At 61.0% G+C, this 13,786-nt stretch carries 12 protein-coding genes; 5 read left to right on the forward strand and 7 right to left on the reverse strand.

Annotated features, from left to right (window positions below; all coding sequences use genetic code 11):
- Positions 1-8 precede the first annotated feature (8 nt).
- Positions 9-2,837, reverse strand: a complete 2,829-nt coding sequence (gene gcvP, locus EL234_RS08875; RefSeq protein ID WP_126417109.1) for an aminomethyl-transferring glycine dehydrogenase — start codon at positions 2,835-2,837, stop codon at positions 9-11.
- A 115-nt stretch (positions 2,838-2,952) separates the two neighbouring features.
- Here gcvP and EL234_RS08880 point away from each other — a divergent pair, with 115 nt between their 5' ends.
- Positions 2,953-4,206, forward strand: a complete 1,254-nt coding sequence (locus tag EL234_RS08880) for a class I SAM-dependent RNA methyltransferase (RefSeq protein ID WP_126417110.1) — start codon at positions 2,953-2,955, stop codon at positions 4,204-4,206.
- Positions 4,207-4,259: 53 nt separating this feature from the next.
- On the opposite strand, the gene EL234_RS08885 is transcribed toward EL234_RS08880, so the two are convergent.
- The 4 genes from EL234_RS08885 to EL234_RS08900 all read right to left on the reverse strand — a co-directional run bounded on the left by EL234_RS08885 (position 4,260) and on the right by EL234_RS08900 (position 8,606).
- Complete coding sequence (locus EL234_RS08885) at positions 4,260-5,885, reverse strand: formate--tetrahydrofolate ligase (RefSeq protein WP_126417111.1); 1,626 nt, start codon at positions 5,883-5,885, stop codon at positions 4,260-4,262.
- A gap of 117 nt (positions 5,886-6,002) precedes the next feature.
- Positions 6,003-6,827 carry a MetQ/NlpA family ABC transporter substrate-binding protein gene (locus EL234_RS08890; protein ID WP_126417112.1) on the reverse strand — a complete coding sequence of 275 codons (825 nt, stop codon included), beginning with the start codon at positions 6,825-6,827 and terminating at the stop codon, positions 6,003-6,005.
- A gap of 70 nt (positions 6,828-6,897) precedes the next feature.
- The gene (locus EL234_RS08895; protein ID WP_126417113.1) at positions 6,898-7,620 is read right to left on the reverse strand and encodes a methionine ABC transporter permease; all 723 of its coding nucleotides are present in this window, start codon (positions 7,618-7,620) and stop codon (positions 6,898-6,900) included.
- Positions 7,617-8,606: a methionine ABC transporter ATP-binding protein gene (locus tag EL234_RS08900; protein ID WP_126417320.1), complete on the reverse strand. Its 990-nt coding sequence runs from the start codon at positions 8,604-8,606 to the stop codon at positions 7,617-7,619. The genes EL234_RS08895 and EL234_RS08900 overlap by 4 nt, the downstream gene beginning before the upstream one ends.
- Before the next feature lie 234 nt (positions 8,607-8,840).
- Here EL234_RS08900 and EL234_RS08905 point away from each other — a divergent pair, with 234 nt between their 5' ends.
- From EL234_RS08905 to EL234_RS08915, 3 genes are all read left to right on the forward strand, one after another.
- Positions 8,841-10,940 carry a glycoside hydrolase family 3 protein gene (locus EL234_RS08905; RefSeq protein ID WP_126417114.1) on the forward strand — a complete coding sequence of 700 codons (2,100 nt, stop codon included), beginning with the start codon at positions 8,841-8,843 and terminating at the stop codon, positions 10,938-10,940.
- 131 nt (positions 10,941-11,071) lie between these two features.
- Positions 11,072-11,809, forward strand: a complete 738-nt coding sequence (locus tag EL234_RS08910; protein WP_126417115.1) for an AzlC family ABC transporter permease — start codon at positions 11,072-11,074, stop codon at positions 11,807-11,809.
- On the forward strand, positions 11,806-12,120 hold the full coding sequence (locus EL234_RS08915) for a branched-chain amino acid transporter permease (RefSeq protein WP_126417116.1): 315 nt from the start codon (positions 11,806-11,808) through the stop codon (positions 12,118-12,120). Before EL234_RS08910 ends, EL234_RS08915 begins: the two co-directional genes overlap by 4 nt.
- Here the strand turns inward: EL234_RS08915 and EL234_RS08920 are convergent.
- Positions 12,117-12,737 (reverse strand): thymidine kinase, encoded by a 621-nt coding sequence (locus EL234_RS08920; RefSeq protein ID WP_126417117.1) that lies wholly within the window; start codon positions 12,735-12,737, stop codon positions 12,117-12,119. The genes EL234_RS08915 and EL234_RS08920 overlap by 4 nt on opposite strands.
- Before the next feature lie 98 nt (positions 12,738-12,835).
- On the opposite strand from EL234_RS08920, the gene EL234_RS08925 reads away from it, so the two are divergent.
- Positions 12,836-13,033, forward strand: a complete 198-nt coding sequence (locus EL234_RS08925; protein WP_126417118.1) for a hypothetical protein — start codon at positions 12,836-12,838, stop codon at positions 13,031-13,033.
- 36 nt (positions 13,034-13,069) lie between these two features.
- Here the strand turns inward: EL234_RS08925 and EL234_RS08930 are convergent, their stop codons facing one another.
- Positions 13,070-13,777, reverse strand: coding sequence for a purine-nucleoside phosphorylase (locus EL234_RS08930; protein WP_126417119.1), 708 nt, complete (start codon positions 13,775-13,777; stop codon positions 13,070-13,072).
- Positions 13,778-13,786: the final 9 nt, after the last annotated feature.

Below are 13,786 nucleotides of genomic sequence, written 5' to 3' on the forward strand. Positions count from 1 at the left end.
CTTGCCTTTCAGTTCTCGAACGCTTCAACGGGTGGGCACGAGCAGAAAATGTTGCGGTCGCCGCGCGCCTGATCAATCCGGCCCACCGGAGTGAAATACTTGTCCACTTTGAGGCTGGGTACCGGGAAGGCCGCCTTCTCCACCGAATATGGCCGATCCCAGTTCGAGTCGACGACGGCGGCAAGAGTATGCGGAGCACGGCGGAGCACGGACGTTTCGAGTTCGGCTTCGCCACGTTCGATCTCGGCGATCTCCTCGCGGATCGTGATCATCGCTTCGGCGAACCGGTCGAGCTCGGCGAGGTCTTCAGACTCGGTAGGTTCCACCATGAGCGTGCCCGCCACGGGGAACGACATGGTGGGCGCGTGGAAGCCGAAATCCATGAGCCGCTTGGCCACGTCTTCGGCGCTCACGCCCGTCTCTGCGGCGATCGGGCGAATGTCCACAATGCACTCATGAGCGACGAGTCCGCCGTTTCCGGTGTACAGGATCGGATAGTGGCCACTGAGCTTCTTCGCCAGATAGTTCGCGGATAGGACCGCGGTCTGCGAAGCCCGAGTCAGCCCGTCGGCGCCCATCATCGCAATATATGCCCACGTGATTGGCAAGACCCCCGCCGAGCCGTATTGGGTGGCGGCAACCGGCGCGGCGGCCTCGTCACGAAGCGGGTCGGATGGCAAGTAGGGCACGAGGTGCTCAGCCACGCATACCGGGCCAACGCCCGGGCCGCCCCCGCCATGCGGGATCGCAAACGTCTTGTGCAGGTTGAGGTGGGAGACGTCCCCGCCGAACTTGCCTGGCTGAGCGATACCAACAAGCGCGTTGAGGTTCGCGCCATCAACGTAGACTTGCCCGCCGGCGTCGTGAACCTTCTGGCACACTTCGGCGATTCGGTCTTCGTAAATGCCGGCTGTTGACGGGTAGGTGACCATGATCGCCGCAACGTTCGCTCCGTGTTCGGCGAGTAGAGCATCGAGGTGGTCGACGTCGATCGAGCCATCGTCGGCCGTCTTGATCACCTTGACCTGCAAGCCGGCAAGCGCCGCGCTGGCCGCGTTCGTGCCGTGTGCAGAAGATGGCAGGAGACAGATGTTGCGGTGGCCTTCGCCCTGCGCGTCAAGGTACCCGCGGATGGCGAGCAAGCCGGCGTATTCGCCTTGCGAGCCAGCATTGGGCTGCACGCTGACTGCCGCGTACCCGGTGATCTCGGCCAGCCAACCTTCGAGAGACTCGATGAGTTCGAGCCATCCGGCCGCCTGATCGCGGGGGACGTAGGGGTGAATACCAGCAAATTCGGGCCATGTGATCGGCTCGATCTCCGCGGACGCAGTCAGCTTCATTGTGCACGAGCCCAGTGGGATCATCGTCCGATCGAGCGCCAGATCGCGGTTTTGCAGGCGGGTCATGTAGCGCATGAGCTGAGTTTCCGACCGGATCGAATGGAAGATCTCGTGCGTCATAAACTCCGACGTGCGCACCATGGTCGCCGGGATAGCGCTGGCAGTATCCTCGGCGTCGTCAAGCACGACGCCGAACACGGCGGCAACCTCTGCGACGTCGGCGTTCGTCGTGGTTTCGTCGAAGGAGATTCCCACCTGTGTGTCAGAAAACCGGCGGAGGTTGTAGCCGGCCTCGCAGGCTTGCGCGATGGTTGCCGAGACGTCGGAAACTTCGACGACGACGGTGTCAAAGAACTCGGTAGAGGCAAGCGCGTAGCCCTGCGCCTTAAGCGCTTGTGCCAACCGTACGGCATGTCCGTGTACACGCCTGGCGATGGCGGTCAGCCCGTCCGGGCCGTGGTACACCCCGTAGAAACCGGCGAGTACGGCCAGCAGCGCCTGCGCGGTACAGATGTTGGACGTCGCCTTTTCACGGCGAATGTGCTGCTCGCGGGTCTGCAGGGTGAGGCGGTAGGCGGGCCGGCCGGCGTCGTCAACAGACACCCCAACAATCCGGCCCGGAAGCTGGCGAATGAGCTTGTCGCCGACGGCCATGTAAGCCGCGTGCGGGCCGCCAAATGACAGCGGCACGCCAAAGCGCTGCGTGTTGCCAACCGCGATGTCGGCGCCCTGTTCGCCCGGGGGCGTGATCACGGTCAGCGCGAGCAGATCGGCGATCACGGTGACCATCGCGCCCGCCTGCTTAGCCTGGGCAATAATCTCGGCGTGGTCGACGATCGCGCCGTCGTTACCCGGCTGTTGCACGACGATGCCGGCGATCGTGCCCTCGGGGAGCCCGCCGGTCAGGTCGGTCACCTCGGTCTCGATACCGAGTGCGCGCGTGCGCCCGCGGATGACCGCAAGGTTTTGCGGGAAGATGTTCGAATCAAGCACGATCTTGCCGTCGCGATTCTTCCGGTTTGCGCGGGCCATGAGCAGCACGGCTTCGGCGGCGGCCGACGCCTCGTCGAGCATCGACGCGTTCGCCAGATCGAAACCCGTCAGGTCAGCAACCATCGTCTGGAAGTTCAGCAGCGCTTCGAGCCGGCCTTGCGAAATCTCCGGCTGATAGGGCGTGTAAGCCGTATACCAGCCCGGGTTTTCAAACACGTTGCGGCGGATCGCAGCCGGCATGTGCGTATCGTAAAAGCCCTGCCCAATCAGCTGGCGCTTGACCACGTTCTTGGAAGCCATCGCGCGCAGTTTCGCCTGGGCTTCCGGCTCCGAGAGCGCAGGGGGCAGGCGCAGCGGGTCGCGCTGACGGATACTTGACGGCACTGCGGCTACCATCATCTCCTCAAGCGAGGCGTATCCAAGTTCGTCAAGCATGTGGGTGACCTCGTCTGTGCGCGGGCCAATATGCCGAGCTGCGAACGTGCCAGTAATAGCGCTAGCCATACGAAAATACTCCTCAATGTGCCGTGCGGAATCTTCCCCCAACTATACCGCGCCCCACCGCTGGCTTACCGCGCTCGCGATAGGGTGGACACCTAGCCAGCCAGGAGGTGCGTACGTGATAGGAAGCGTTGTTGAGCTGACCATGAGCGACGTCGCTTTCGGCGGCGAATTTATCGGGCACTTGGCGGGCGGCGAGGCGGTGTTCGTGCGCGGGGCCGTGCTCGGCGAACGCCTGCAGGTGCTCATCACGCACCGGCGCAAACGCGGATACCTCGGCACGATTCAGCGCGTGCTTGAGCCCGCTGCTGGACGCATCGAGCATCCCTGGCCGCTCGGCGCCGTGAACGCGACGGGCGCGGCCGATTACGGGCACATGAACCTGGAAACGCAGCGCGAGATGAAGTCGCGCATGCTTTGGCGCGAATTGGAGCTGGCCGGCGGCACGAGCCTCGTCGAACAAGTGCGTACGGCACGCGGCGGAGATGTGCTCGTGGACGGCGTCGCCGACCCTGACCCGGCCGCCCCCGGCTGGCGCTACCGCACGCGCATCGCCGTCGACAAGCTGCCCACCGGCGTCGGGATGAATATCCGCCAACCCGATGGCACGCCGCGCCGTGAGCGGGTTACCGACTTGCCGCTTGCCGTCCGTGATTTCGCCGAACTCGGCATTTTCGGCGCCGACTGGGACGACGCCGTCGCACCCGGCACGCACATCCGGCTCGTCGCACCGAGCGGGGGAGAACCACTCGTTCTCGCCGGCGAGCAGGCCTTCCACGCACCGGGACGGCCAGCAGAGCCACGCATCCGAGAAACGGTCACGTACCGCGGCACCGAGTTCGCCTACGAACTTGCTGCGGGAGGTTTTTGGCAGGTCCACACCCACGCGCCCGGCGAACTGGTGGCGTGCGTTGTAGACGAGCTAGCCGTGGAGGAGGGCGCCCACGTCGTCGACCTCTACTCCGGCGCAGGGCTGTTTTCGCTGGTGGCAGCGCACCTCGTTGGGCCATCTGGCACGGTGCGCGCCTACGAGGGCAACACGACGGCGAGCGCCGCGGCCACCAACAATTTTGCGGCGTATCCGTGGGCGGGCGCCGAGGCCGTCACAATCAACGCCCGCACGATCGGCGATCTGATCCGCGGCGCGCAGGTGGTCATCGCCGATCCGCCGCGCAGTGGTCTGGGCACACCAGCAGCAGCGATCCTTGCAGCAAGCACCGCCGAGAAGATCGCCCTCGTCTCCTGCGACGCGTCATCAATGGCCCGCGACCTCGCCGCGCTCGTGGCCGGCGGCAGGAAGCTCCTGGCCTTCCACGCGCTCGATATTTTCCCGCAGACCCACTTCGTAGAAACCGTATGCATCCTCGCGTGAACGGTTCTGCGAGAGTCTGTGCCTAGGAGAGCCCGCTCCAACGAGAGCAGCGTTTACGACAGCCCCGTGATTGTGCCGTCGTCGGCAACGTCCATACCGGCCGCGGCAGGCTCGGCCGGAAGTCCCGGCATCGTCATCATCGACCGCGTCAACGCCACCACAAACTCAGCACCCGCACTCAGCCGCACCTCGCGTATCACCAGCGGGAAATCCGCCGGGGCGCCCACAAGCTCCGGGTCGTCACTAAACGAATACTGCGTCTTCGCGATACACACCGGTAGCCGCCCATATCCCATCGCCTCGAAACGCGCCAGATCAGCGGCGGCGCTCGCGGTCAACTCGACGCTGCCTGCCCGATAAATGCTGCGCGCAATAGTTTCGATCTTCTCGGTCAGCGGCAACTCAGCTTCATACAGCGGGCTAAAATCAGCGCCGGCCTCGCACGCGTCCATGACAGCGTTCGCCAGATCGATCCCGCCTTCGCTTCCTTTGGCATGAACGTCAGTCACAGCGAACGGCACGTTGAGTCGGCCGCACATGTCACGCACGACGGCGACGTCGTCGTCCGAATCCGTAGGGAACCTGTTGAGAGCCACCACGGGCGGAACCCCGTACGCACACAGGTTGTTCACGTGCCGTTCTAGGTTCGCAAACCCGGCCTGCAGCGGCTGAGCGTGCCCGGCTCCGTTGTAGTGCAGCGCCCGTACAGTAGCGACGACGACGGCCGCGTCCGGAACAAAACCGGCGGCGGGGCAGACGATGTCAAAGAACTTCTCCGCTCCCAGATCGGCGCCGAAGCCCGCCTCCGTAATCGTGTAATCCGCGAGCTGGAGGCCCATGCGCGTGGCGATGATGGAATTGCAACCGTGGGCGATGTTGGCAAACGGCCCGCCGTGAATGATTGCGGGCGTGTTCTCGAGCGTCTGCACGAGGTTCGGCTTGAGCGCGTCTTTGAGCAACAAGGTCATCGCACCAACGGCGCCGAGCTGCTCGGCCGTGACGGGCTCGCCGTCCGCGGTGTAGGCAACGATCATATTGGCGAGCCTGCGTTTAAGATCGGCAAGGTCGGAGGCCAAGCACAGCACGGCCATGATTTCCGAGGCGGGCACGATGTCAAAGTGCTCGCCCCGCTCCACACCTGTACCCACACTCACCGTGATCCGGCGCAGCGCCCGATCATTCATATCAATCGTACGCCGGTGGGTGATGCGTTCCGGATCGATACGTAGCTGGTTGCTGTGATACATCGAGTTGTCAATCAATGCCGCCAGCAGATTATTCGCTGCCGCAATCGCGGCGAAATCACCGGTGAAATGAAGATTGATGTCATCCATCGGAACCACTTGCGCGTATCCGCCACCGGCCGCTCCGCCCTTGCGCCCAAACACCGGACCAAGCGACGGCTCACGCAGCGTACTGATCGCACTCTTACCGAGCCTGTTGAGCGCCATCGACAGCCCGATGTTGATCGTCGTCTTGCCCTCACCGTACGGCGTGGGACTCATCGCGGTGACGAGCACGAGCTTGGTACGGGGGCGATCCGGGCGCGGTGTCAGCTCGAGCTTGGCCTTATCGCGCCCGTAGGCAGCGTACTCAGATTCAGCCAGGCCGAGATTGCGAGCAACCTCAGAAATTGGGAGGAGGTGAGCCGCTTGGGCGATGTCAACGTCTGAAATCATGGAGCATCCTTACGCCGGAGTGCTCCCATCCTACGTGAAAAGCGGCGGCGCCCCCGAGAAAACTCGACGGGCGCCGCCGCTCGCGTTGACCTAGCGCGCTAGGCGTTATGCCTGGCGTTAGAAGGCGGGAATAACCTCACCGTTCGGGTAGGTCTCCGCAATAAATTTGGCCACCTCAGGCGAACGCAGGAGCTCGTCAAGCTTCTTGATCGCCTCGAGCTTGTCGGAATCCTTGTTCCACGCCAACACGTTGACGTACGGGTTGTTCTCAATATCTTCCAGTGCGATCGCGTCCGTGGCTGGCACGAGCCCGGCTTCGAGCGCGAAATTACCGTTGATGACCGCGAGGTCAACATCGGGCAGCTGCACCGGAATCGCGGGTGCTTCCGTTTCGCGGATGTCCAGATTCTTGGGGTTGTCGACGACGTCGTAGATAGTCGGGTTTTCGACGTCGGCCAGCTTGATCAGACCTTGCTGTTCGAGCAGCTTCAGGCCGCGTGCCTGGTTCGACGGGTCGTTCGTCACGACGACGATCCCGCCCTCACGAACGTCGCTTGCCGACTTGACGACTTTCGAATACAGGCCGAACGGCTCAATGTGGATGCCCTCGCCGTGTTCGAGGCTGTAGCCCTTATCCGCGTTTTCGGTATCCAGGTAATTAATATGCTGGAAGAAATTAGCGTCCAGATCGCCGGCGTCCAGATCAACGTTCGGCTGAACGTAGTCGGTGTATTCCTTGATCTCGAGCTTGATACCGGCGTCGGCGGCAAGGTTATCGGAGACGAACTGCAAGATGTCCGAGTGCGGAACAGGGGAGGCGCCGACCTTGAGGGTGACGACGTCGCCGTTCGCGCCCGTCGTTTCTTTCGTATCGCCGTTATCCGATGAGCAAGCAGCAAGCGCCAAGCTGGCAGCTGCGAGGAGTGCAAAAATTTTACGCATGATGATCCTTTTCTGAAATGAACGTGGTTAGTGATGTGGCCGAGGCCTCATAAACCCGGATGGTTGCGCCTCAGCGGTGGTCAACCATCCGGCTCAGCATGTCGCCCATCCACTGAATGAGTTGGACGAGCACGAGGATGATGGCGACGACGATGACGATCACGTCGAAATTGTAGCGCTGGTAGCCCTGGTTGATCGCGAGCGCACCGAGTCCGCCGCCGCCCACGGCACCCGCCATTGCTGAATAACCGACCACGGTGATAACCATGATTGTGATCGAGTTGATGATCGACGGTAGGGCTTCACGCACGAGGATCCCGCCCATGATGGCTACGCGGGAGGCGCCCGTCATCTGTGCGGCCTCCACTTTGCCGGCCTCGACTGCGAGCACGTTGGACTCAACGAGCCGGGCGAAATAGGGGACCGCGCTAACCACGAGTGCGATCGTGAACGCGGGCCAGCCCACCGCTTTCAAGAACGGCAGGTCAATAAGCCGGATGATGAACAGGACGATGATCGCGAGGATAATGAACGGGATTGCTCGGCCGAGGTTAACCAAGATCCCGGTGATTCGGTGTACGAGCGGAGCTTCGATGAGTCCGCCTTTGCGGGTTTCCGCCAGGAAAACACCCAACGGCAGGCCAAGGAGCACGATGAACAGCGAGGAGACCCCGACCATGTAAATGGTTTCCAAGAAGGCCGGCCACAGGCCGCGTTGGATCGCAGAGTTGTTAAACCAGGTCCCATTCGCGAACAGGGGAGCCGACGCGATCAAAGCTTGCAGGTTCGTCATAGGGCACGCACCTCCGCAAAAATCCCCTGCTGAGCAAACGTACGCAACGCGGGCTCGACGTCGTCGTGTGCCACGGCCAACGCTAGGCGGCCCACTTGCATTTGGCCCACCGATTCGAACGTGCCAGCCGAGATGTCCGCGCCGAGCTGGGCCACCAGATCCATGACAGCCGATCCGGTGGGAATCCCCGGGCTGGACGTGAAGTAGATGTCGATAATCGAGTTGTCTCCAACGGCGTGTGGATCGACGTCGGGAAGCGGGATGAGCTTCTTCGCAAGCCGCGAGCTGGGCTCGGCGAGCGTCTTTTCGATCGACCCCGTTTCAACAATATTGCCTGTTTCTAACAGGGTGGCCGACGTACAAATCTTGCGTACCACAGACATTTCGTGGGTAATAACGAGGATCGTCACCCCGAGTTGATCGCGGATGTCTTTTAGTAGACCGAGGATCTGATCGGTGGTCTCCATGTCGAGTGCCGATGTTGGTTCGTCAGCAAGGACGACCGCCGGATTAGCCGCTAACGCGCGCGCAATGCCAACGCGCTGGCGCTGCCCGCCCGAGAGCTGTGCCGGATAGGAGGCACCCCGATCGCCAAGCCCCACAAGTTCAAGTAGCTGGGCCACCCGTTCCTTGCGTTCAGCTTTTGGCATGCCAGATACTTTGAGCGGGTAGTCAATGTTGTCCCATGCCGTGCGCGCTTCGAAGAGGTTCGCGCCCTGGAAGACCATTCCAATACGACGCCGTGCGGCACGCAACTGGGATTCGGTGAGCGTTGTGAGATCTTCGCCGTCGACGAGGATGGATCCCGACGTCGGGCGCTCCAGGGCCGTCAAACACCGGATGAGCGTAGATTTACCGGCACCGGATTCGCCTACGATTCCGTGGATGTCCCTATCTGGAATAGACAGCGTGAGATTATTGAGCGCGACGACGGGATCGTTGCCCTTACGTGGGTAGACCTTCGTCACCCCGCGCAATTCGATCATCTGTGCCGCCTTCGCCGCCGTCGTCATGAAAACCCTAACTGGATGAAGACAAGTTAACACCGCGCGCGATAAGGGTTGCAAATTAATCTCACGGGCTGTGCCCAAGATGACGAAGCAACACCCATTGGACATGAAACCCGCCAGTGTACTGGCAATTTATGGAAACTTGCAAATTATTTTCATCTTCCTGTATAGACTGGCTGAGACAGTCAATTACCCAGAGAGAGGTATGCAATGGAGCAACCAAAGCTCGAAACTCGAGTGAAAAACATCATTGAGGTTGACGGCCTGAAGTTCAAGGACTTGAACGGCAATGGCAAACTCGACCCCTACGAGGACTGGCGCCTGCCCTACGAAGAGCGTGCGAAGGATCTTGTGTCCAAGATGAACTTGGACGAAAAGGTCGGCAACATGCTCATTAACACGCGCCGCACCGGCTACAACACGCCAGAAGGCGGCGAAACCTCGCACGATGGCATCATCGATGAGGAAGTGATCGAGCAGGGCGCCACCATCTTCGCCATGCGCAAGGTGTGGGGCACTACCTACACGATCGAAGATCTCCACATCCGCCACTTCATTTTGCGTGACAATTTCTCGCCCACCGAACTCGCCCGGTGGAACAACAAGCTCAATGAAATTGCGGAAGGCACCCGCCTCGGTATTCCGACGATCACCACGTCGAATCCGCGTAACGACAACGGCGAATTCGTGTTCGGCATGAACGATGCCATGGGCGTGTTCTCCACGTTCCCGGCCACAATGGGCCTGGCGGCCGCGGTGCTCGGCGAAAAGGCGCTCGGCAAGGACGGCCAGCTGTTCACCGACTACGCCGAAGCCGCCCGCATCGAGTGGAAGGCAGCAGGTATCCGTAAGGGATACATGTACATGGCCGACGTCATGACCGATCCGCGCTGGCAGCGTACCTATGGCACGTTCGGTGAGAGCCCGGACCTCATCGTTGACGCGATGGAACGCATCGTCCAGGGCTTCCAGGGCGATGAGCTCGGCCCGGATTCGATCGCGCTGACCACGAAGCACTACCCGGGCGGCGGCCCGCGTGAAAACGGCTTCGATCCGCACTACGTGGAAGGTAAGTGGAACGTCTACGCTACGCCTGGTTCGCTGGAGAAGTACCACATGCCTGGCTTCAAGGCTGCGATCAAGTCTGCCTCGATGATGCCGTACTACTCGGCCCCGTCGATCGAGAAGTCGGTGGTACAGAAGCTTGACGGCATCGACGTCCCCTTCGAAGAGGTCGGCTTCACCTTCAACTGGTACCTCATTGAAGAGGTGCTGCGTAAGCGCATGGGCTACAAGGGCTACATCAACTCCGATTCCGGTGTGACCGACAACATGTGCTGGGGCGTGGAGGATCTCGATCGTCCTGGCCGTTTCGCGAAGGCAGTCAACGCGGGAACCGACCTGATTGCTGACACGAACAATGTTGAGGATCTGAAGGAAGCAGTCGAGCGCGGCATGATTTCCATGGAGCGTATCGACGAGGCGAACTTCCGCCTGCTCATGGAGATGTTCCAGCTCGGCCTGTTCGATGACCAAACCTACGTGGACGCCGAGGCAGCCGACGATATCGTTGCCAACTCCCCGGGTTGGGAGATCGCTAAGGACGTGCACCGCAAGTCCGTTGTTCTCATGAAGAACTCGAACAAGACTCTGCCGCTTGCCGATGGCACGAAGGTGTACGTCCAGATGTGGCACAAGAAGCCAGAAGTCTCCGAGCAGAAGACCGCCGAGGCGCGCGAGCAGATCGGTTCTGTTGACGGCCTCGTCGTTGTTGACAAGCCTGAAGACGCCGAAGCGCTCATCCTCATGGTCGATCCGCAGTCGGGTGACTACTTCAACGCCACCCCGGGTCTGCTTGAGCTCACGATTTGTGAGAACAAGCCGCTCAAGGCAGTCGACGGCACGCCGTACACCGAGACCACCGTGTCGGGTGCTGAGGAGTTCCGCCAGATGGCACGCGATGGTCGCGAACGCGGCCAGAAGGTCATCATCTCGGTCAACTACTCGCTGGCGTGGATTATCGACGACGTCGAACCGCTCGCTGACGCGCTGATCGGCTCGTTCCACTCGTTCTTCGACGCCCAGGGCGAAGTGATCGCCGGCAAGTTCAAGCCGCAAGGCAAGCTGCCGATCACGCCTCCGGGAACCGAAGCAGCCATCGCGGTTGACGAGAACGGCGTGTGCGTCTCCCCGAACGACGTTCCGGGCTACGACAAGCAGCAGTACATGCCAGAAGGCCTCGACTACGCCTGGACGGACTCGGACGGCAACGTCTACAAGCTCGGCCACGGCCTGACCTACGAGGACTAACGCCTGCAGCTGAGCAAACCCGCTAATTCGGGGGAGCTCGGCTAGAAGGGTCATCTCAGCGCCGGTGGGCGGATTGATTCCGCCCACCGGCGCAATTTTGCGTTCACGGTTGAGAGTCTTAGATTCAAGGCATGAATTCGAGAATTGTGGCCGGCTTACGTGACTCGGTTGCAGTCGGGCTAGGTTACATCCCGCTTGGCATGGGAATGGGAATGCTGCTCACCGGTTCCGGACTGGACTGGTGGTGGGCAACCGTGTTCGCCGTCGTCATGTACGGCGGCTCAATGCAATACCTCGTGGTGCCAATGATCGTGGCACGCGAACCAATTGCTGCGATCGCGTTAGCCACCTTGCTCATCCAATTCCGGCACGTTTTTTATGGAATCTCGTTTCCGTTGGATCTGGTCAAACCGAAGCTGGCGAAGCTGTATTCGATCCACGCGATCACTGACGAGGTGTACGCTCTCATTTCTGCGATCCCACGCCGTGAGCTCAGCGGACAACGCATTATTGCCGCGCAAGTTGCCTGCCATTCGTGGTGGATCACCGGCTGTACACTGGGCGCTTTCGTGGGCTTGGCACTGCCGCTCGATCCGCGGGTGCTCAACTTCGTCATGACAGCACTTTTTATTGTGTTAATGATCGAGTCGATGGGCGAGAAGATCCGGATGGAATTCGTGCTTGCATGTGTGGTGGCCGCCGTCGCGTTGCTCGCCCCAGCTGATCTCTATCTGCCGATTGCGCTCAGCGCGTTCACGGCAATGCTCGTGGTATCGGCTCGCTTTGCACCCGCTGTGCCGCCTGCGTCCGGCACGGACGAACCGCGGATAGCTAACGGGTCAGGTGCCGGGGAAGGAGCACGGGCATGACCTACATTCTTACAGTCACGGTGACCGTCTGGGCGATCACCTACGGACTGCGCGCCGCTCCGTTCGTTTTCTTAGCCAAGGTACGCGACTCGCAAACCCTTGCCTACCTTGGCCGCACCATGCCCGCCGGGGTCATGGCAATCCTCGTCGTGTTTTCGCTGCGTGATATCACCTTTGCGAGCGCCGAATCATGGGTGCCAGCGGCAGTTGGCGTCGTTGCTACGTGCTGCCTACATCTTGCGTTTCGGAAAGTACTCGTGTCCTTGCTAGGTGGAACGGGCGCTTTTGCGCTCGCGCTTGCCATGTTTTAACGCTCGTAGTTAGCGCCTTCGATGGGGCCGACGAGCTTGAGGAAACACTGCCCGCACAGTGCCACGTACTCGACGTTGTCCTGGTTATCAATACTCACTTGATCGCCGTGGAGCACGAAACGGTCATCAACCTTACGGGCATTAAAGTTGGCTTTGCGCCGGCACCCAGCTCCGCACATCGTCTTCAATTCTTCAAGCGTGTGTGCGGTTTCGAGTAGCCTGGCCGAACCCGGGAACACATGGGTGAGGAAATCTGTGCGCAGCCCATAACACAACACTGGGACGTCGAGTGTTAGTGCCACAAGTAAAAGCTGGTCGACTTGACGTGCGGTGAGGAACTGCGCTTCATCCACGAGCACGCCCCCGATGGTTGACCCGGCGTTGGCTGCCACCCACCTGCTGGTGATGTCATAGAGGTCGTCGTCGGGCTGGGCCAGATGATCGGCAAGCCGTTCAATACCAAGCCGTGTGCTCAGCGCACCGCCCGCTTTCGAATCAAGAGCCGGCTTGACGATGAACACCTTCTGTTCAGACTCTTCGAAATTGTGTGCCGCCATGAGAAGCCCAGCAGTTTTGCCGGAGTTCATCGTGCCGTATCGAAAGTAGAGTTTTGCCACCGAGCTCAACCTTTCAGCCCATAGGTAAGAGGAACGTCAAAAAGTAAGCATATCGGGGCGGGCATATTTTTGTCGGACGTGCATGGAAACCTAGGGGTATGAACATCGACGTGGAAACAAAGGAACGGTATCCGTGGCGGGTGCCGAAGATGGGGTGGATTTTGACAACCGCATGGCCGCCGGCATGTCCGGTTGACATGCTGATGCCACACCATCAGCTACCCCTTGTCCGTGGTCCTGCGCCGGCAATATGGGCAGGAAGCTGGCCTGGACGCGCCGCGCGCCCGGAGGGTTAACTCCGGGCGCGCATGCTGGCCTGTGGCAACCGCCCGCTACGACAGGGCAGCAGCCACTGCGAGCTTGAGCGCCTTTTGGAAATTGGTCTCGCGTTCTTCGGCCGTCATGTCTACAGAATCCACCGTGAGGTGATCGGACACAGTCAACACGGCAAGAGCCTGCTTGCCGTGGCGTGCGGCCAGCCCGTAGAGAGCACCGGCTTCCATTTCTGCACCAGCGGTTCCCACACGTGCAGCAGCCTCATCTACCTCGCGTGGCACGTCATAGAACCGATCCCGCGAAATGACGGGAGCGACGACGACGCCCGGATCACCCTCAGCTGCTTCCCAAGCCGCCTGCACAAGGTTGTGCGAGGCCACTGCAGAGAAGTGGGTTTCTGGGATCAGGTGTGTGTTGATCACGCCTTCGTAGTGCGCGCCGTTAGCGATAACGACGTCGCCGATCTTCACCACGTCAGACAGCCCGCCGCACGTACCGACGCGAATTACTCGCTCGACGTCGAACTCGGTAAACAGCTCCGTCACGTAAATCGCGAGCGAGGGCTGGCCCATGCCGGAGGCCATGATGGACAGCGGCTTGCCGTCCACCTCGCCTGTGAATGCCTTAATGCCGCGCACATCCGACACGACTTTCGCGTCTGGCATGAGGAGGTTAGCCATGCGCTCGGCCCGCTTGGGATCACCGGGCATGAGGACTGCGGGAGCGAAATCGCCCTTCTCAGCGTTGATGTGTGGTGTTGCCATGTTAACTCC

Source organism: Trueperella bialowiezensis, from assembly GCF_900637955.1.
Lineage (GTDB): Bacteria > Actinomycetota > Actinomycetes > Actinomycetales > Actinomycetaceae > Trueperella > Trueperella bialowiezensis.